General features: G+C 74.9%; 13 protein-coding genes and 1 pseudogene. 9 read left to right on the forward strand and 5 right to left on the reverse strand.

Annotation, left to right across the window (positions count from 1 at the left end):
- Nucleotides 1-158 precede the first annotated feature (158 nt).
- Complete coding sequence (locus ACFT41_RS07745) at nucleotides 159-1076, reverse strand: MaoC/PaaZ C-terminal domain-containing protein (protein WP_377583262.1); 918 nt, start codon at nucleotides 1074-1076, stop codon at nucleotides 159-161.
- Nucleotides 1076-2431, reverse strand: a complete 1356-nt coding sequence (locus ACFT41_RS07750; protein WP_377583264.1) for a 3-oxoacyl-ACP reductase — start codon at nucleotides 2429-2431, stop codon at nucleotides 1076-1078. Before ACFT41_RS07750 ends, ACFT41_RS07745 begins: the two co-directional genes overlap by 1 nt.
- A gap of 56 nt (nucleotides 2432-2487) precedes the next feature.
- Here ACFT41_RS07750 and ACFT41_RS07755 point away from each other — a divergent pair, with 56 nt between their 5' ends.
- The 5 genes from ACFT41_RS07755 to purB all read left to right on the forward strand — a co-directional run bounded on the left by ACFT41_RS07755 (nucleotide 2488) and on the right by purB (nucleotide 10049).
- Nucleotides 2488-3780 carry an acetyl-CoA C-acetyltransferase gene (locus tag ACFT41_RS07755; protein ID WP_377583266.1) on the forward strand — a complete coding sequence of 431 codons (1293 nt, stop codon included), beginning with the start codon at nucleotides 2488-2490 and terminating at the stop codon, nucleotides 3778-3780.
- A gap of 109 nt (nucleotides 3781-3889) precedes the next feature.
- Nucleotides 3890-4927, forward strand: a complete 1038-nt coding sequence (locus ACFT41_RS07760) for a glycosyltransferase family 2 protein (protein WP_377583268.1) — start codon at nucleotides 3890-3892, stop codon at nucleotides 4925-4927.
- On the forward strand, nucleotides 4920-7352 hold the full coding sequence (locus tag ACFT41_RS07765; protein WP_377583270.1) for a hypothetical protein: 2433 nt from the start codon (nucleotides 4920-4922) through the stop codon (nucleotides 7350-7352). The genes ACFT41_RS07760 and ACFT41_RS07765 overlap by 8 nt, the downstream gene beginning before the upstream one ends.
- Nucleotides 7353-7451: 99 nt before the next feature.
- Nucleotides 7452-8300 (forward strand): TNT domain-containing protein, encoded by an 849-nt coding sequence (locus tag ACFT41_RS07770; RefSeq protein ID WP_377583272.1) that lies wholly within the window; start codon nucleotides 7452-7454, stop codon nucleotides 8298-8300.
- A gap of 324 nt (nucleotides 8301-8624) precedes the next feature.
- A complete protein-coding gene (gene purB / locus ACFT41_RS07775; protein WP_377583384.1) occupies nucleotides 8625-10049 on the forward strand; it encodes an adenylosuccinate lyase in 1425 nt (474 codons plus the stop codon).
- A 4-nt stretch (nucleotides 10050-10053) separates the two neighbouring features.
- Here the strand turns inward: purB and ACFT41_RS07780 are convergent.
- Both ACFT41_RS07780 and ACFT41_RS07785 read right to left on the reverse strand, forming a co-directional pair.
- A pseudogene (locus ACFT41_RS07780) lies at nucleotides 10054-10619 on the reverse strand (YbjQ family protein).
- A gap of 24 nt (nucleotides 10620-10643) precedes the next feature.
- Nucleotides 10644-11327 carry a S1 family peptidase gene (locus ACFT41_RS07785; RefSeq protein ID WP_377583274.1) on the reverse strand — a complete coding sequence of 228 codons (684 nt, stop codon included), beginning with the start codon at nucleotides 11325-11327 and terminating at the stop codon, nucleotides 10644-10646.
- A gap of 366 nt (nucleotides 11328-11693) precedes the next feature.
- Between ACFT41_RS07785 and purS the strand changes: the two genes are divergently transcribed.
- From purS to ACFT41_RS07805, 4 genes are all read left to right on the forward strand, one after another.
- Entirely contained in the window at nucleotides 11694-11957 is a 264-nt protein-coding gene (gene purS / locus ACFT41_RS07790; protein WP_043961200.1) for a phosphoribosylformylglycinamidine synthase subunit PurS, read from the forward strand.
- Nucleotides 11954-12637, forward strand: coding sequence for a phosphoribosylformylglycinamidine synthase subunit PurQ (purQ, locus tag ACFT41_RS07795; RefSeq protein WP_377583276.1), 684 nt, complete (start codon nucleotides 11954-11956; stop codon nucleotides 12635-12637). The genes purS and purQ overlap by 4 nt, the downstream gene beginning before the upstream one ends.
- A 64-nt stretch (nucleotides 12638-12701) precedes the next feature.
- Complete coding sequence (purL, locus tag ACFT41_RS07800; protein ID WP_377583278.1) at nucleotides 12702-15614, forward strand: phosphoribosylformylglycinamidine synthase subunit PurL; 2913 nt, start codon at nucleotides 12702-12704, stop codon at nucleotides 15612-15614.
- A gap of 4 nt (nucleotides 15615-15618) precedes the next feature.
- Nucleotides 15619-16380 (forward strand): 2-phosphosulfolactate phosphatase, encoded by a 762-nt coding sequence (locus ACFT41_RS07805; protein ID WP_377583280.1) that lies wholly within the window; start codon nucleotides 15619-15621, stop codon nucleotides 16378-16380.
- A 128-nt stretch (nucleotides 16381-16508) separates the two neighbouring features.
- Here ACFT41_RS07805 and ACFT41_RS07810 read toward each other — a convergent pair whose 3' ends face one another.
- The gene (locus ACFT41_RS07810) at nucleotides 16509-18656 is read right to left on the reverse strand and encodes a carboxypeptidase-like regulatory domain-containing protein (RefSeq protein WP_377583282.1); all 2148 of its coding nucleotides are present in this window, start codon (nucleotides 18654-18656) and stop codon (nucleotides 16509-16511) included.
- Nucleotides 18657-18710 lie beyond the last annotated feature (54 nt).

The raw sequence follows: 18710 nt of genomic DNA on the forward strand, positions 1-18710 counted from the left end.
CAACACAGATTACATCAATAAACGTCTATTGATTCGGGTTGTCTCTGGACACGTCAGGGGACAGCCGGCAGTGCGTCGGGGGTGCCCACCGCGCCGCCGGCCCCCGCACCCGCAAGCGGCTGGAGGCCCTCGCCGCCGAGGAGCGGACCGTGCGCCGCTCAGGGCGTCGCCTGGCGCACGGAGCCCGCCAGGTGCGGCCGGCCGGTCCGCGCGTCGTGCAGGGCGAACTCCCAGGCCGGGCCGTCGGCGACACCGGTGGCAGCACCGTCGGCGGTGGCGGCGAAGGCCACCGTGGACGGCAGCGGCACCGGCAGCTTGAACGCCACCTCGACCGTGTACGCCTCCGGCAGCCGGCTCTCCAGGGCGGCCAGGCAGCGGGCCTTGCTCCACATGCCGTGCGCGATGGGGCGGGGGAAGCCGAACAGCCGCGCCCCCAGCCGGGACGTGTGGATCGGGTTGTGGTCGCCGGAGACCCGGGCGTAGTCGGTGCCCACCTGCGGCGTCACCCGCCAGTGGGCGGTGGCGGCCGGCGGGACGGGCCGCTCACCCCGGTCGCGCCGCTCGCCGCCGCCGGCCGTGCGCTCCCTGCCGAGGTACGTCGACACGCCGCGCCACACCTCCGCCCCGCCGACCGCCCCGACCAGCACCACGTCGACCTGCCGCCCCCGGTCGTGCGGGCGCAGGTGCTCCGCGTACGCGCGGAGGTCCAGCGCCTCGCCGGCCTCGACCGGCCGGCGCACGGTGATCCGGTTGGCCACGTGCACCAGCCCGACCAGCGGCAGCGGGAACTCCGGCGCGGTCATCAGCCGCAGCGCCAGCGGAAACCCCAGCACGTGCGGGTACGTCCCCGGCAGCCGGTCGGCCAGCCGGAACCCGCAGACCCGGTCGTAGTCGGCCAGGTGCGCCCGGTCGACGGCGACCCCCGCGACGGCCAGCTCGACCTGCGGCAGCGCGTCGCCCCGGCGGCGACCCGCCCCGGGCAGCGCCCCGAGCAGGGCCCGCCGGTAGAGCGGGCCGGCCTGCGGCAGCCGGGGCAGCTCCAGCAGGGCCCGACCCTGCGTGTCCGCGCCGGTCATCACGCCCCCAGCAGGCTCTGGCCGCAGACCCGGACGACGTTGCCGCTGACCGCGCCGCTGGCCGGCCAGGCCAGCCAGCCGATGGTCTCGGCGACGTCCACGGGCAGGCCGCCCTGGGCCATGCTGTTCATCCGGCGGCCCGCCTCCCGGACGACGAGGGGGATGCGGGCGGTCAGCCGGGTCTCGATGAACCCGGGGGCGACCGCGTTGACGCTGATCCCGCGCCCGCGCAGCGCCGGGGCGAGCGACTGCACCAGGCCGATCACCCCCGCCTTGGAGGTGGCGTAGTTGGTCTGGCCCCGGTTGCCGGCGATCCCGGCGATCGAGGAGACCGACACGATCCGGCCGCCGGCCGGGATCAGCCCGCGCTCCAGCAGCACGTCGTTGATCCGCTCCTGGCTGGACAGGTTCACGTCGATGACGCTGTCCCACCGGTCGGCGTCCATCCGGCCCAGCGTCCGGTCCCGGGTGATGCCGGCGTTGTGCACCACCACGTCGACCCGGCCGTGCCGGGACGCGAGGTGGTCGGCGAGCCGGGTGGGGGCGTCGGGGGCGGTCAGGTCGAGCTGCACGGCGGTCGCGCCGATCTCGTTGGCGACCCCGGCCAGCTCGTCCCCGGCGGCCGGGATGTCGAGCGCGACGACCTGCGCGCCGTCGCGGGCCAGCACCCGGGCCAGGGCCGCACCGATGCCCCGGGCCGCCCCGGTGACCAGGACGACCTGGCCGTCGAGCGGTCGGTCCCAGTCGGCCGGCGGCCCGGCCGCGCCGGCACCGACCCGGACCACCTGCCCCGAGACGTACGCCGAGCGGCCGGAGAGCAGGAACCGCAGGGTGGCCTCCAGGCCGGTGGCCGTGCCGGCGTCGCCATGCGCCGTGACGTGCACGAGTTGGGCGGTGACGCCCCGGCCGAACTCCTTGCCGATGCTGCGGGTCAGCCCTTCGATTGCCCGCTGGGCGGTCGCCTCGCGCGGCGTGCCGCACTCGTCGGGCGGGGTGCCGAGCACGACCACCCGGCCGCTGGGCAGCACCGCGCGGGCGCGCGGGTGGAAGAAGTCGTAGAGCTGGCGCAGGCCGGTGGAGTCGGTGACGCCGGTGGCGTCGTACACCAGGGCCCCGAAGCGCTCCTGTGCCTCGGCGGTGGCGGGATCGCGCAGCTCGACCCCGGCGGCGGTCAGGATCTTGCCGACCGGCCCGGCGAGCCGGCCGCCGGTGGCCGAGCCGAGCAGGGCCGGCCCGGGGAGCAGCGGGTCCCCCGGGGTGTGCCGGCGCAGTCGTGGCGGGTCGGGCAGCCCCAGGCGCTTGACCAGCGCGCGGCCGGCCCCCGATCGGACGAAGCTCGCGTACCTGTCGGTCATAGGCGTAGCCTACTGGCCAGTAGGTTGTGGGCAAGCCCTGAACTGGAGGCGGGATCGTGCAGAGCATCCGGCGGGTCGCGGTCATCGGCGGCAACCGCATCCCCTTCGCCCGGTCCAACTCCCGGTACGCCAGCGCGTCCAACGCCGACATGCTCGGCGCGGCCCTCGACGGGCTCGTCGCGCGGTTCGGGCTGGCCGGGCAGCGGGTCGGCGAGGTCGTCGCCGGGGCGGTGCTCAAGCACTCCCGGGACTTCAACCTCACCCGCGAGGTGGTGCTCGGCTCGAAGCTCGACCCGCGTACCCCGGCGTACGACATCCAGCAGGCCTGCGGCACCGGCCTGGAGGCGGCGATCCTGGTCGCCAACAAGATCGCCCTCGGGCAGCTCGACGTCGGCATCGCCGGCGGGGTCGACACCACCTCCGACGCCCCGCTCGCCGTCAACGAGGAGCTGCGGCGCACCCTGATCCGGCTCAACTCCGCCCGCACCCTCGGCGAGCGGCTGAAGATCGCGGCGAAGCTGCGCCCGCTCCAGCCGTTCCAGCCGGAGATCCCGCGCAACGCGGAGCCGCGCACCGGGCTGTCGATGGGCGAGCACGCCGCCCGCACCGCCCTGCGCTGGAACGTCGACCGGCAGGCCCAGGACGAGCTGGCGCTGCGCTCCCACCAGCGGCTCGCCGCCGCGTACGAGCGGGGGTTCTTCGACGACCTGGTGACCCCCTACCTGGGGCTGACCCGGGACCAGAACCTGCGCCCCGACACCACGCTGGAGAAGCTCGGCTCGCTCAGGCCGGTCTTCGGCCACCGGGGCCCGGACGCCGAGCAGGCGACCATGACCGCCGGCAACTCCTCCCCGCTCACCGACGGCGCGTCCACCGTGCTGCTCGCCTCGGAAGAGTGGGCGGCCGAGCGCAACCTGCCCGTGCTCGCCTGGTTCTCCTGGTCGGAGACGGCCGCCGTCGACTTCGTGCACGGCGACGAGGGCCTGCTGATGGCCCCCGCGTACGCCGTGCCCCGGATGCTGGCCCGGGCCGGGCTGACGTTGCAGGACTTCGACTACTACGAGATCCACGAGGCGTTCGCCTCCCAGGTGCTGGCCACCCTCGCCGCCTGGGAGTCGCCGGAGTTCTGCAAGGACCGGCTCGGCCTGGACGCCCCGCTCGGGTCGATCGACCGGGACCGGCTCAACGTGAACGGCTCGTCCCTGGCCGCCGGCCACCCGTTCGCCGCGACCGGCGGGCGGATCGTCGCCACGCTGGCCAAGCTGCTCGCGCAAGCCGGCTCCGGACGGGGGCTCATCTCGATCTGCGCGGCCGGCGGCCAGGGGGTCACGGCGATCCTGGAGCGCTGACGCGCTGACCCGTCGCCGCCCGCCCGCCAGCTGCCGAGCGAGCGACGTTCACCGAGCGTTCAGCTCGGCGTGTGGCTGTGGTGACCTCGGGCCGGAATGGTGACCGGCGATGGACATCAGCGCAGCCGGGGCACCGGACCTGTCCGTGGTCGTCCCCATGTACAACGAGCAGGACGTCGTCGCGGTGTTCGTCGAACGGCTGCGGCCGGTGCTCGACGGCACCGGCACCACGTACGAGGTGGTCGCCGTCGACGACGGCAGCCGGGACGCCACGGCCCGGCTGCTGCTCGACCACGCCCGCTCCTGGCCCCAGCTGCGGGTGGTCCGGCTGCGCCGCAACAGCGGCCACCAGGCCGCCCTCACCGCAGGGCTGCACCGGTCCCGGGGGCGCTGGGTGGTCAGCATCGACGCCGACCTCCAGGACCCGCCCGAGGTCATCCCCGAGATGCTGGCCACGGCCCGCGAGCGGGGCGTCGACGTCGTGTACGGGGTGCGCGCCGACCGGAGCACCGACACGCCGTTCAAGCGGGGCACCGCCGGCCTGTACTACCGGCTGATGCGCCGCATCGTCGGCGCGGACCTGCCCGCGCAGGCGGGCGACTTCCGGCTGGTCAGCCGGGACGTGGTGGAGGTGCTGCGCCGGCTGCCCGAGCGCACCCCGGTCTACCGGCTGCTGGTGCCCTCGCTGGGCTTCGCCGCCGCCGAGGTGCGCTACTCCCGGGCGGCGCGGGCCGCCGGGGAGACGAAGTACCCGCTGCGCCGGATGATCGCGCTCGCCTGGGACAGCACGGCGAACTTCACCGCCGCGCCGCTGCGGATCGCCACCTGGCTCGGCGTGGTCAGCTTCGCGGCCTGCCTGGTGCTGGCCGTCCTCGGCCTGGTCGCGTACGCCGACGGCGCGACCATCCCGGGCTGGACCTCGCTGTTCGTGGCGGTGCTGCTGTTCAGCGCCGTCCAGCTCATCTGCCTGGGCCTGCTCGGCGAGTACGTCGGCCGCATCTACCGCACCGTGCAGGACCGCCCCACCCACCTCGTCGGCTTCGACTCCGCCGAGATCCCCGACCCGCCGGACGCGCCCGGCTTCGAGTCGACCGGCGTAGGCGCCGCGCCGGCCGTGGCGGTCGCGGGTGGCCAGGCCGGTGACTGAACCGGCGGTGCTGACGCGGGGCGCGGTGGCCCGGGAAGCGCCCGCGACGCGGGGCGTAGCGGCGGGTCGGGGTGGGGCGGCGGCCCGCCGGGTCGCGGCGGCCCTCGCCTGGTCGGCGGTGCTCGCGGCGCTGGTCGCCGGCTTGTGGTGGACGGGCACCCCGGGCGGCGACATCGCCCGGTACGTCGCCTACTGGGCGCTCGCCCTGGTGCTGCCCGGCACGCTCGTGCACCGGGCGCTGCGGGGCGGCCGGGGCAACCTGCCCGAGGACCTGGGCTACGGCGCGGCGGTCGGCCTGCTGCTGGAACTCGCCGCCTGGGCGCTCGCCACCGCCACCGGCACGCAGCCGGCGCTGCGCTGGTGGCCGGTCCCGGTGCTGGTGATCTTCGTCGTGGTGCCCCGGCTGCGCCGGCACTGGCGGATCGCCCGGCCCCGGCCGCTGCCGCTGCGCTGGACGCTGGCGGTCGCCGGGGTGCTGGTCCTGTTGGTGGCGTGGCTGGCGGTGGGCTGGCGGGCGAACCCGCTGCCGCCGGTGGACCACGTCTACTACCAGGACCTGCTCTACCACCTCGGGCTGGTGCACGAGCTGACCCGGGACATGCCCTTCGAGCTGCCGCAACTGGCCGGGGAACCGCTGCGCTACCACTACCTGGTCGACGCGCACCTGGCCAGCGCCAGCATGATCACCGGTACGGAACCGGCGACGATCCTGCTCCGGCTGTGGCTGGCGCCGGTCGCCGCGACGGCAGTCGTCGTCACCGCCGGGCTGGCCCGAGACCTCAGCGGACGCTGGTGGGCCGGCCCGGTCGCCGCCGCGACGGCGTACCTTGGGGTGTCGCTCTCCCTCGGCTCCGCCGCGACGGCCAGCGGCATGCTCCCGCTGTCCGTCGAGAGCCCCTCGCAGACGTACCTGCTGCCCCTGCTCCTGCTGCTCACCGGCGTGTGCGCGGACGTGGTGCGCGGCCGGCGGCCCGGCCCGGGCTGGGCGCTCGTGCCGGCGGCGGGCCTGGCCGTCGCCGGGGCCAAGTCCAGCGGCCTGCCCCCGCTCATCGCCGGCGTGGCGCTGGCCGGGGTGGTCGTCGGCTGGCGGGCCCGCCGGGTCCCGTGGGCGGTCGGGGCGCTCCTCGCGGTGCTGGTCGCGGCCATGGCCGTCGGATACCGGCTCTTCGCCGGAGGCGGCGCGGGCGTGCTCTCCCCGCAGGTGTTCGGGGTGCTGCGGTTCACCACGCCGTGGCGGGAGACCGTCGGCGCGGGCGGGGGCATCGCGGCCGGCGGCCTGCTGCCGCCGGGACTCGCGGCGGCCGGCGGCGCCGGTTGGCTCTTCGCGCTCGCCGTGCTGGGCTGGTGGCTGGTGCTCCAGGCGCCCCGGTTCGTCGGCGTGCTGCTCCTGGCCCGCCGGGGCACCCGGGTCGACCCGGCGGCGTGGCTGCTGGCCGGGGCGCTGCTGGCCGGGGCCGGTGGCGCCTGGTCCTTCTTCCATCCGTCGGTCAGCCAGCTCTACTTTTTCATGGCGGTGGTCCCGTTCGGGGCGCTGCTGACCGCATGGCTGTTGGCCGAGGTGCGCCCGTGGTGGCCGGTCGTGGCGGTCGCCGCGACGGTGGGAGCGGCGGCCCAGTGGCTGCTCGACCCGCTGGCCCCGCCCGAGCGGACCCGGCGGGCCTGGCTGTGGGCGATGGCCGTGCCGGCGGGCCGGGTGCTGCTCCTGGCCGGCGTCGCCGCGCTGCTGGCCGTCCTGCTCAGTAGGCTGCGCCCCCGACGCGACCGGGGCCCGGTGTTGGCCGGGGCCCGGCTCCCGGCGGTCCCGCGGCCTCGGGCCGCGACGGGGCCCGGGGATGAGCAGACGGCGGGGGCGTCGTGGCGGGCCCGGGCGGCGGTGGCCGGGGCGGTCGCCGCGCTCTGCGGGGCGAGCGTGGCCAGCGGCCTGGAGTGGACCGCGCGCCGGGTCGGGGACCCGCCCCGGCCGCTCACCGCCGCTGAACGGCCCTGGGCGATCACCCGGGACGAGGCGCGGGCCGCCCTCTGGCTGGACACCCACGCCGGCCCGGAGGACGTGGTGGCCACCAACGTGCACTGCCGGCCGGTGTCGACCGTCGCGCACTGCGACGCGCGGGCCTTCTGGGTGAGCGGGCTGGGCGGCCGGCGGGCGCTCGTGGAGAGCTGGGGCTACACGGACGAGGCCCTGGCCGGGCACGCGCGCGACGGCTTCTCGTACCCCCGGCAGCCCGCACCCGACCCGGAGCTGTTCGCCCGCAACGAGCGGCTGTTCACCGCGCCGACCGCCGAGGAACTGGACCGGGTGCGCCGCGAGGACGGCGTCCGGTGGCTGCTCGCCGACTCGGCCGCCGGCCCGGTGTCGCCGGAGCTGGCCCGGCTCGCCGAGGTGGGATTCGTCGCCGGCCCGGTGACCGTGTACCGGCTCCGCTGACCGATCCCTTCCGGTAGAAAGCGCACGAAACCTGACGTTCGGCGTTCGACCTCCCGAAGATGAGGGCAGCTCTCCCTGTCCTTTTTCTGGAGGTTTGACGTGAAACTGCCTCGTTGGGCCGTGGCGGCTCTCTCCGGCGTGGCCCTGGCCCTGCTTCCCGCCGCGGCGGCCCAGGCCGCCCCGACCGTTGCCGACCGCTCCTCCACCGCCGCCGGTCTCCGGGGCTTCGGGGGCACCGGGGCCGGCGCCGGCTTCTGGGGCTCCGGCGACGTCGCCCCCACCGGCCCCGCCCAGCCGCAGCCGCCCGTGGGCGACAGCCTGTGCCACCCCGGCGTCCCGCCGAACGCGCCGCAGACCACCCAGTTCTACGACAACAACCCGCTCCTCGGCCCCGCCACGCTGCCCACCGAGTCGCCGGTCGGCCCGCTGCTCGCCGGCTACCAGCGCTTCGGCGGGCTCACCCAGGCCGAGTTCCTCCAGCAGTACGGCAACGCCACCCAGACCGCGTACGTCTACCCGCCCGCGAACGGCTTCGTCCTCGGGCCCGACGGCCGGCCGATCAAGGCGAAGCAGACGCTGCTGCCCGGGTACCGGCTCGACCGCTTCGGCTTCCCCGGCGGCGTGTTCCTCGCCCCACTCGGCACCCCGTTCAGCGCCCGGTCGTTGCCGCCGTCCAATCTGAACACGCCGGCCGACGCGCCACTGGCCAACTACCACGTCTACTGCGTGGTCGAGCCCTTCCCGGTGGACGCCGGGCCGATCGCCCCGTGGTTCGCCCAGCCGGGGATGGGCACCCAGTTCCAGCTCGACCCGGCGTACCTGCCGGCGGCCGGGGGCAACCTGAACATCACCTGGTTGCTCGCGCACGGTTTCCTGGTGGAGGAGAACCTGACCGTGGTGCCGTGCGCCGTCCCGCTCCAGCGCGGCGGCGTCCCGGCCGGCTGCTGACGAGGGGTTTCCCCGCTGACGACGGACCGAGTGGAACGGAGGCCGGGCGTGGACCGGCACCAGGTACGCGCCGCACTGCTGGCGGCCGGGTTGTCCCCGGACGCCTTCGCGATCGAGGGCGTGCACGAGCACGTGCCGGTCCCGCCCGACTTCTGGTTCCTGCGGCGCGCGCCCGACGGACGCTGGGAGATCGGCCTGTATGAACGCGGGACGCACGACGTCCGCCAGGCGTACGACTCCGAACAGGCCGCCGCCGCCGGCCTATACACGGCGCTGACGGGTCGGCCCGCTCCGGCCGACCCGGCGTACGGGAGAATGAGGCACGTGACGACGATCCCGAACGTGCTCGCCCACCGGTACGCCTCGCCCGAACTGGTCGCCCTCTGGTCGCCGGAGGAGAAGGTACGGATGGAACGGCGGCTCTGGCTCGCCGTACTCCGCGCCCAGCGGGACCTCGGCGTGGCCGTCCCCGACGGCGTGGTCGAGGCGTACGAGCGGGTGCTCGACGACGTCGACCTGGCCTCGATCGCCGAGCGTGAGCGGGTCACCCGGCACGACGTGAAGGCCCGGATCGAGGAGTTCGGCGCGCTCGCCGGGCACGAGCACGTGCACAAGGGGATGACCTCCCGGGACCTCACCGAGAACGTCGAGCAGCTCCAGGTCCGGGCGTCGCTGGAGCTGGTCCGGGACCGGGTGGTGGCCACCCTCGCCCGGCTCGCCCGGCTCGCCAACGAGCACTCCGGCCTGGTCCTGACCGGCCGGTCGCACAACGTCGCCGCGCAGGCCACCACGCTGGGCAAGCGCTTCGCGTCGGCTGCCGAGGAGCTGCTGATCGCGTACGAGCGGCTGGACGACCTGATCAACTGGTATCCGCTGCGCGGGATCAAGGGTCCGGTCGGCACCGCCGCCGACCAGCTCGACCTGTTCGACGGCGACGCCGACAAGGTGGCCGAGCTGGAGCGCCGGGTCGCCGAGCACCTCGGCTTCGCCCGGGTGCTGGACAGCGTCGGCCAGGTCTACCCGCGGTCGATCGACCTGGCGGTGCTCGCCGCGCTGGCCCAGGTCGCCGCCGCGCCGTCGTCGCTGGCCACCACGATCCGGCTGATGGTCGGCCAGGAGCTGGTCACCGAGGGCTTCAAGCCCGGCCAGGTGGGCTCCAGCGCGATGCCGCACAAGATGAACACCCGGTCCAGCGAGCGGGTGAACGGCTTCGCGGTGATCATCCGGGGTTACCTGTCGATGGTCGGCGAGCTGGCCGGCGACCAGTGGAACGAGGGGGACGTCTCCTGCTCGGTGGTCCGCCGGGTGGCGCTGCCGGACGCGTTCTTCGCCGCCGACGGGCTGTTCCAGACGTTCCTCACCGTGCTGGACGAGTTCGGGGCGTACCCGGCGGTGGTCAACCGGGAGCTGGAGCGCTTCCTGCCCTTCCTGGCCACGACGAAGATCCTGGTCGCGGCGGTGCGGCGGGGCGTCGGCCGGGAAGCGGCGCACGAGGCGATCAAGGAGCACGCGGTCGGCGTGGCGCTGGCCATGCGGGAGCGGGGCGCCACCGAGAACGACCTTTTCGACCGCCTCGCCGCCGACGCCCGCCTGGGCCTGTCCCGCGCCGACATCGACGCCCTGGTCGCCGACCGCACCGCCTTCGTGGGCGCCGCCGGGGCCCAGGTCGACCGGGTGACCACCCGCATCGCCAAGATCGTCCTGACCCACCCCAGGGCGGCCACCTACACCCCACCCCCCATCCTCTGACCCCTCACGGGTTGCGGGTGGGGGTTTCGGCGGCCGAGGAGAGGTCGGGGGCGCTGGCCGGCTCGGCGATGCCCCCCGGGGCCTCGGCGATTGCCGGGTCGTGGGCCGTTTCGGCGGCGATCATCGGCTGGTCCGGGGGCATGACGTCCGGGGTCTTGGCGGCCACGATGACGGCGGTGCCGTACGCGCAGATCTCCATCCACATCTCGCCGCAGTCCCGGCTGTCGAAGCGCATGCCGATCACGGCGTTCGCGCCGAGGCGGCGGGCCTCCTCGCCGAGGCGGGCCACCGAGTCCGTACGCCAGCGGGTCAGGTTGTCCGGCGCCATGGGGTCGTACGCGCCGCCGCGGAGGTTCTTCACCCCCTCGCGGTACGGGTTGCGCGTCCTGGCCGTCGAGGACACCACTTCGCCGAGGATCTGGCGGATCTCGTAGCCGGGCAGTTGATCCGTCGTCACGACCAGCACGTTCTGATGCTGTCGCACCGGCGGGCGGCCGTTCGTCGGCCGTGGTCACCTGATCGGATGCTGCAAAAGGGGTCGGCGCGGACGGGCGGCGCTCCGCCGACCATCCGCGCCGACGGGGGCGCTAACCGTCAGACACCGGCCACGGAGGTGATCCAGGCCCGGTTGTACGCGACGCTGCCGTAGTTCTGGATGCTCACGCCGTCGGCGGTGGAGGCGACGCCGACCTGCTGGCCGTTGTAGAACTGCGGGCCGCCCGAGTCGCCCCGCCACGCGTTGCCGCTGATCTCGGTGCTCCGGATCGCCTGGCCGCCGTACGCGTCGGTGACGCTGGTGCTGGTCACCCGCACGCTGGCGGTCTTGAGCTGACTGGAGGCGCCGCAGCCGCTGTAGCAGGTCATGCCCCAGCCGTAGATCGTGTTGGTGGAGCTGATCGGCGGGTTGCTGCTGGCCAGCGAGACGGTGGAGGTGCTGACCGCGCTGGAGAGCCGCAGCAGCGCCAGGTCGTAGCGGGTGTAGGAGGCGCTCACGGTGCGGGTGGTGCCGCCCGAGGCGTAGTAGACGCTGCCGATCCGGACGGACATGGTGCCGCTGACGCAGTGCCGGGCGGTGAGCACCCAGGTGGAGGCGATCACGCTGCCGGAGCAGGTGAACGAGCCGTTGCTGAACACGGCGGCGGCCCACGGGGCGGAGGAGACGGTGCCGCCGCCGATGATGGGCTGGGGGCCGGCCGGGGCGGCGGTGGCACCGCTGGTGACGCCGAGGACGCCGGCCAGGGCGGCGCCGGCCACGGCGAGCAGGGAACGGATACGCATCGGGACGTACTCCTTGCCTAGGACCCGGTGTCGCCGGGTCGGTCGTTCCGGCGGGCGCGGGGGTCACCCGCCAGGGCCTCTATTGACCTGTGCCGATGGATACTAGGGGTGGCCACTTCTGGCGGCAAGGGTTTGATCGAGACTGGCCGATGTAACAATTTGGCGACCGTAGGCGTGGTGAACCGCCTGCTCCGGGACGTTTCGCGTGGGATCGGACGCGGTGCGGCCCCGCGTCCCGCCGGTTATGTTGATCACTGCCTGAACTGCGCCCGGCCGGTGCGGCTGAGGCGGTATCTGCCAGGTAGGCTGGCTGCGCTCGCCCGTTGTGGGTCGGCACCCAACTGCGTACACAGTCAGGAGTGCCCAGTGCCTCGCGTCGTCGTCGACGTCATGCTCAAGCCCGAGATCCTCGATCCTCAGGGCCAGGCCGTCGCAAACGCGCTGCCCCGGCTCGGCGTCAGCGACGTCGCCTCTGTCCGGATCGGCAGGCGGATCGAGATCGACTTCACCGGTGAACCGGACCTGGACCGGGCCCGGGAGATCGCCGACAAGCTGCTCGCCAACCCGGTCATCGAGGACTTCACCGTCCGCCTGGTCGAGACCGACGAGACCGCAGGCGCGCACCCGTGACCGCCCGGGTCGGTGTGGTCACCTTCCCCGGCTCGCTCGACGACGGGGACGCGGCCCGGGCCGTCCAGATCGCCGGCGCGGAGCCGGTCCGGCTCTGGCACGGCGACCCGGACCTGCGCGGGGTGGACGCCGTCGTCCTCCCCGGCGGCTTCTCCTACGGCGACTACCTGCGCTGCGGCGCCATCGCCAGGTTCGCGCCGGTGATGGAGACCCTGGTGGACGCCGCCCGGGGCGGCCTGCCGGTGCTCGGCATCTGCAACGGCTTCCAGATCCTCTGCGAGGCCCACCTGCTGCCCGGCGCGCTGACCCGCAACCAGCACCTGCACTTCCGCAACCGCGACCAGGTCCTGCGGATCGAGGCGGCCGGCACGGCGTGGACGAACGCCTTCCAGCCCGGCCAGGAGATCCTGGTCCCGGTCAAGAACGGCGAGGGCTGCTACGTCGCCGACGCCGCCACGCTGGACCAGCTGGAGGCCGAGGGCCGGGTCGTCGCCCGCTATGTCGGCGGCAACCCCAACGGGTCACAGCGCGACATCGCCGCCATCACCAACCCCGCCGGCAACGTGGTCGGCATCATGCCGCACCCCGAGCACGCCGTGGAGGCGCTCACCGGCCCCTCCCTGGACGGCCTCGGCTTCTTCACCTCGGTGCTCAAGCACCTGGTGGGGGCGCCGGCGTGACCGTGCGCGGCACCAACGGTCGGCTCCACCGCCCCCGGGGCGGCGAGCGCAGCGAGGAGAGGTCATGACCACCCATCCGGACCCGGCGGTACGGGAGACCCCGGGCGGCTTCCCGGCCGCCCCGGCGGAGCCCTTCGCGGCCACCGTGGCGCCGCAGGCCGGCCCGGTCGACCCGGCCGCCCGTCCCGGCGAGCCGGTCCACCCCGAGTCGTCCCGGCCCGTCCCGGCCGCCGACTGGGCGCACGGCCTGGACACCGTGCCGCGCGCCGCCGAAACCCCCGAGGAGCTCCAGCCGTACGCCGAGCTGGGCCTCCGCGACGACGAGTACGACCGGATCCGGCAGATCCTCGGCCGGCGTCCCACCCAGGCCGAGCTGGCCATGTACTCGATCATGTGGAGCGAGCACTGCTCCTACAAGTCGAGCAAGGTGCACCTGCGCCAGTTCGGCGAGAAGGCCCCGCCGAGCGACCGGCTGCTGGCCGGCATCGGCGAGAACGCCGGCGTGGTCCAGGTCTCCGACGAGCTGGCGGTGACCTTCAAGGTCGAGTCGCACAACCACCCGAGCTTCGTCGAGCCGTACCAGGGCGCGGCGACCGGCGTCGGCGGCATCGTGCGGGACATCCTCGCCATGGGCGCCCGCCCGGTCGCCGTGATGGACCCGCTGCGCTTCGGCGCGGCCGACCACCCCGACACCGCCCGGGTGCTGCCCGGCGTGGTGGCCGGCGTCGGCGGCTACGGCAACTGCCTCGGCCTGCCCAACATCGGCGGCGAGGTCGTCTTCGACCCCTGCTACCAGGGCAACCCGCTGGTCAACGCGCTCTGCCTCGGCGTGCTGCGGGTCGACCGGCTGCAGAAGAAGGAGGCCACCGGCCCCGGCAACGTCGTGGTGCTGATGGGCGCCCGGACGGGCCGTGACGGCATCGGCGGCGTGTCGGTGCTGGCCAGCGCCACCTTCGACGAGGGCAGCGAGCAGCGCCGACCGTCCGTGCAGGTCGGCGACCCGTTCATGGAGAAGCTGCTGATCGAGGCGTGCCTGGAGCTGTACGACGCCGAGCTGGTCGTCGGCATCCAGGACCTCGGCGGCGCGGGCCTGACCTGCGCGCTCACCGAGACCGCCGCGTCCGCCGGCACCGGCATGCGGGTCTGGCTGGAGCGGGTCCCGCTGCGCGAGGCGTCGATGGAGCCGCAGGAGATCCTGGCCAGCGAGTCCCAGGAGCGGATGCTGCTGGTCGTCGCCCCGGACAAGCTGGAGGCGGTGCTCAAGACCGCCGAGAAGTGGGGCGTCTGGGCCACCGCGATCGGCGAGGTCACCGCGCCGTCGCCGGAGGGCCGTCCCGGCCGCCTGGTGATCACCTGGCGCGACCAGCTCGTCGTGGACGTCCCGCCGGGGTCGCTGGTCGACGACGGTCCGGTCTACGCCCGCCCGATGCGCGAGCCGGCCGACCTGATCCTGCTCCAGGCCGACCGGGCCGAGACGCTGCCCCGGCCGTCGACGCCGGAGGCCCTGCGCGAGACCGTGCTGCGCATGATCGCGTCGCCGAACCTCGCCGACAAGACCTGGGTCACCGAGCAGTACGACCGGTACGTGCTGGGCAACACCGTGCTCGCCCAGCCGGAAGACTCGGGCGTCATCCGCATCGACGAGCGCACCGGCCTCGGCGTGGCCCTGTCGCTGGACGGCAACGGCCGGTACGCCCGCCTCGACCCGTACCACGGCACCAGGCTGGCGCTGGCCGAGGCGTACCGGAACGTGGCCGTGACCGGCGCGAAGCCGATCGCCGTGACCAACTGCCTCAACTTCGGCTCGCCGGAGGACCCGGGCGTGATGTGGCAGTTCGCCGAGGCCGTGCGCGGCCTGGCGGACGGCTGCCTGGAGCTTGGCATCCCGGTGACCGGCGGCAACGTCAGCTTCTACAACCAGACCGGCGCGGCGGCGATCCACCCCACCCCGGTGGTCGGCGTGCTCGGTGTGCTGGACGACGTCGCCAGCCGGGTGCCGATGGGCTTCGTGTCCCGCCCCAGCGGCGACCACGACCAGCTCTTCCTGCTCGGTGAGACGCACGTGGAGCTCTCCGGTTCCGAATGGGCCTGGGTCACCCACGAGCACCTCGGCGGCATCCCGCCGCAGGTCGACCTGGGCCGCGAGCGGCAGCTGGCCGACCTGCTGGCCGAGGCGGCCCGCGTCGGGCACCTCAGCTCCGCGCACGACCTCTCCGACGGCGGCCTCGCGCAGAGCCTGGTCGAGTCCTGCCTGCGGAGTGGGGTCGGTGCGGTGATCGCGGTGCCGGATCAGTTCGCCGGCGGCTCGATGCCGTTCGTCTTCCTGTTCAGCGAGTCGGCCGGGCGGGTCCTGGTGTCGGTGCCGCGCGGCCACGAGAAGGCGTTCACCGCGCTGTGCGCCGAGCGCGGGGTGCCGTGGGAGCTCATCGGGGTCACCGATACGGCAGGTGGCGCCCTGGAGGTGCGCGACCAGTTCCGGATCGGCCTGGACGAGCTGTCCGCCGCGCACACCGCCACGCTGCCCCGGCTCTTCGGCGGCTCCGAGCCGGCCGCCCCGGCCGCACGGCCCGCCGCTGCGGCATCGGCACAGCCCGCCGCAGCGACGCCGGTGGAGCCTGCCGTGGCGACGCCGACACCGCCCGCCGCAGCGCCGGCACCGCCCGCCGACGAGGCAGCGTCGCCCGTTCCGGCCGCCGGGCCGCCCGCCCCGCAGACCACCGGGTCACCGGCCGCGCAGGCGGACGCGGGGACCGGCGCGGAGTCGGCGGTGCCCGGCGAGCCGGTGACCGCCGCCGCGGCTGCTCAGGCCGCCGTCGAAGCCGCCACCGGCCCGTCACCGGACACCGGTGCGGCGCAGCCGACCGACGGTGAGCCGCAGCCGGCCGGGGCCGAGCCGCAGCGGGCCGACGGCGCGGAGGCGACCGACGACTCCGACACCGGTGAGGCTGGTCGGCCTGCCGCGCCCGACCAGCGTTGAGGCGTTGACCGCGACCGTCTTCGCCCAGCCCGGCTCGGGTGCCCGGTTCGACTGGGGGCTGGCCGGCGCGGCGGAACTCGGCCGGGTCTGCGCCGTCCTGGTGGTGGTGGACGTGCTCTCGTTCACCACCGCCGTGGAGGTGGCGGTCGCCCGGGGCATGCGGGTACACCCGTTCCCCTGGGGCGAGCAGGCGGCCGAGTATGCCCGCCGGGTCGGCGCGGTCGCCGCCGTGGGCCGCCGGCAGACGACCCCGGACCAGCCGTGGTCGCTCTCCCCGGCGGCCCTGCGCACCGCGCCGGCCGTCGCCGACCTGGTGCTGCCCTCGCCGAACGGTTCGGCGATCAGCGCCGCCGCCAGCGCCACGGGCCTGCCGGTGGTCGCGGCCTGCCTGCGTAACGCCCGCGCCGTCGGGCGCTGGCTGACCGACCAGGGGTACGGCTCGATCGACGCCCCGGTCGGCGTGGTGGCCTCCGGGGAACGCTGGCCGGACGGTTCCCTCCGCCCGTCCGTGGAGGACCAGCTCGGGGCGGCGTGCGTGCTCGACGCGCTCTCCGGTGTCCCGGGCGGGCTGTCGGTGGAGGCGGCGATGGCGCTGGCCGCGCTCGCCGCCACGCCGGACGTCCCGGCCGCCGTGCGCGGCTGCGTCTCCGGCCGGGAACTCGTCGAGGGCGGCTTCGGCGGGGACGTGGAGGTCGCCGTCCAGGTCGGCGTCTCGGGAGTGGTACCGGTGCTGCGGCAGGGCGTCTTCTCCGCCGCCCGGCTCTGACTGACGTCCAGCTCTGATCGGGCGGCCCACCACCCGCACGTGCTCACAAGGAAGAGCGGATGCCTGCTTCCCGGGCAGCCGCTCTTCCTCGTCGTCTCGGTGGTGCGGGCGGCAACGGCCCGCACCGGTCAGTCGTCCAGCCAGTCCAGCCGGCGGCCGCCCCGGTCCTGCTGCTGCGGCGGCGGGTTGTCGGGCCGGGCCCGGCCCTGCGGCTGGGCCTGGTCGCCGTAGTAGCCGCCGCCCTGCTGCTGGTCGTAGGTGGTCGGCTGCTCGTAACCACGGTCGTCGTAGCCGCCGCCGCGCTGCTGCGGGGGCTCCTGACCGTAGCCACCCTGCTGGCCGTACCCGCCGTGCTGGCCGTAGCCCTCGGCGCCGTACCCACCGCGCTGGTCGTAGCCGGCCTGCTGCTGGCCGGCGTCGTAGCCGCCGCCCGGCTGGCCGTGCTGGCCGTACCCGCCGCCGTAGCCGCCGGTGGGTTCGGCCGCGCCGTAGCCGCCGGTGGGCTCGCCGCCCCGGCCGCCGTACTGCGGGGGCTCCGGCTGGCCGTAGCCGCCGTGGCCCTGCTCCGGCTGGTAGGTGCTGGTCGGGTACGGGTCCGCGGCGGGCGGCGGGTAGGCGGAGGTGCCGTCGCCGGTGTAGCGCCCGGTCGGCTCGTCGTAGCGCTCGCCACCGTAGCCGCCACCGCCCTGGCCCGGGTACCCGCCGGCCGGCGCACCCGCGGGCGCGCCGTAGTCGCGGTTGCCGTAGCCGCCGCCGGAAGAGGTCGGAGCCTCGGCACCGTACCCGCCGCCGGCGTTGTCGTACCCGCCGCCGGAGGCCGGTGCGCTGCCATACCCGGCTCCTGAGGCCGGTGCGCCGCCGTAGCCGCCGCCCGAGGCCGGGGCACCGCCGTAGCCTCCACCGGAGGCCGGGGCACCGCCGTAGCCGCCGCCCGAGGCGGGGGCCTCGGTCCCGTACCCGCCGCCGGGGTTGCCGTAGCTACCGCCGGAGGCCGGGGCGGTGCCGTAGCCGCCGGCCGCGCCGTACCCGCCGGTCTGAGGCTCGTCGCCGTAGCCACCGCCGGACCAGCCGCCCTGCTGCGGGCCGCCCGCGCCGTACGGGGCCGGCGGAGCGGCGTAGGGGTCCGGCGGGACGTCGTCGACGACCGGCCGGTGCATCATCGTCGGAGCGTCGCTGAGCGAGGTGCCGCCGACCATCGTCGGGTCGGGCCCGGCGCCGACCCGGTTCACCACCCGCGTCTGGTCGTCCGCCCCGCCGTACGCCCCCCGGGCGGCCGGGATCGCGCCCGCCGCCGCGGCGCCCTTCGGGGCGTCGTCGACGTCGTCGCCGTTCTCCCGGCGCTTCATCCAGAGCAGCACGATGGTGCCGACGCCGACCGCCACGAACAGGCCGCCGAGCAGGATGAGCAGCCAGGACATGCCACTGTCGTCCTCGGTGGCGGCGGCGTTGTTCGCGCCACCGGGGGCGGCCACCGTCGGCTCCTCAGTGGTGTCCTCGGTCGCCTCGTCCGTCGGCAGCGGCTCTTCGCTGGCCGACGGGCTGGGGCTCGGGCTCACCTCGACCTTGATCGCGAGGCTGAGCCGCTGCCCGGTCACGCTCTGCCCGGCGCTCGCGGTGAAGGACTTGGTCACGTTCACCGTGCCCTGGATCGCGCCGATGCTGAGCCGCCCAGGGACGATCGGCCTGTCGGTGCTGCCGGTGAAGCTGAAGTTTCCACTGCCGTTGCTGGTGGTCTCGAAGCGCTTTCCGGCACCGTCCTGGAGCATGACGACGGCGTTCGGCACCGCCTCGCCGTTGGCCGTCGCGACCACCTTGCCGGAGACCGACTTCACGGTCTGCACCTGGGCGGGGGTCGTCGGCGTGGTCTTCGCCTTCACGGTGAGCTGGAAGCTGCCGGTGGTGGAGTCCGACTGGTCGGGCTCGACCTGGACCGTGACGTTGATCCCGCCGGCGTCCGGCGCGCTGTCGCTGGCCTTGATCGTCAGGAGCTGGGTCCTCGCGGCCTGACCGTTGAAGTTGATCTGGCCACAGCCGCTCGTGCAGCTCACGCCGGCCGGCAGCCCGGTGAGGCTGATCCGGGCGCTCCCGTCGCCGTCGCTGGGCGTCACCTTGACGCTCACCGTGGCGTCGCTGCCGGCGTTCAGGTTGAGCGAGCCGGGCGTGACGCTGACCTCGGCGGCCAGGGCGGGTGTGGCGGGGGCGGCGAGCAGGGCGCCGACTACCAGCGCCACGACCACACCCGCCCGCTGCTGCCAGGCACGTCGGTGTGTTGACACGTCCACCGCCTTCCGGTCTGACTTCCCTGGCCGGCGGGGCGCCGGGCCGGGGAT

Source organism: Micromonospora sp. NPDC057141 (assembly GCF_042670805.1).
Taxonomy (GTDB): Bacteria; Actinomycetota; Actinomycetes; order Mycobacteriales; family Micromonosporaceae; genus Micromonospora.

Coding starts and splice junctions, on each gene's coding strand:
- ACFT41_RS07745 (WP_377583262.1), bottom strand. CDS start 1,076: ATGACCGGCGCGGACACGCAGGGTCGGGCCCTGCTGGAGCTGCCCCGG.
- ACFT41_RS07750 (WP_377583264.1), bottom strand. CDS start 2,431: ATGACCGACAGGTACGCGAGCTTCGTCCGATCGGGGGCCGGCCGCGCG.
- ACFT41_RS07760 (WP_377583268.1), top strand. CDS start 3,890: ATGGACATCAGCGCAGCCGGGGCACCGGACCTGTCCGTGGTCGTCCCC.
- ACFT41_RS07785 (WP_377583274.1), bottom strand. CDS start 11,327: ATGCGTATCCGTTCCCTGCTCGCCGTGGCCGGCGCCGCCCTGGCCGGC.
- purL (WP_377583278.1), top strand. CDS start 12,702: ATGACCACCCATCCGGACCCGGCGGTACGGGAGACCCCGGGCGGCTTC.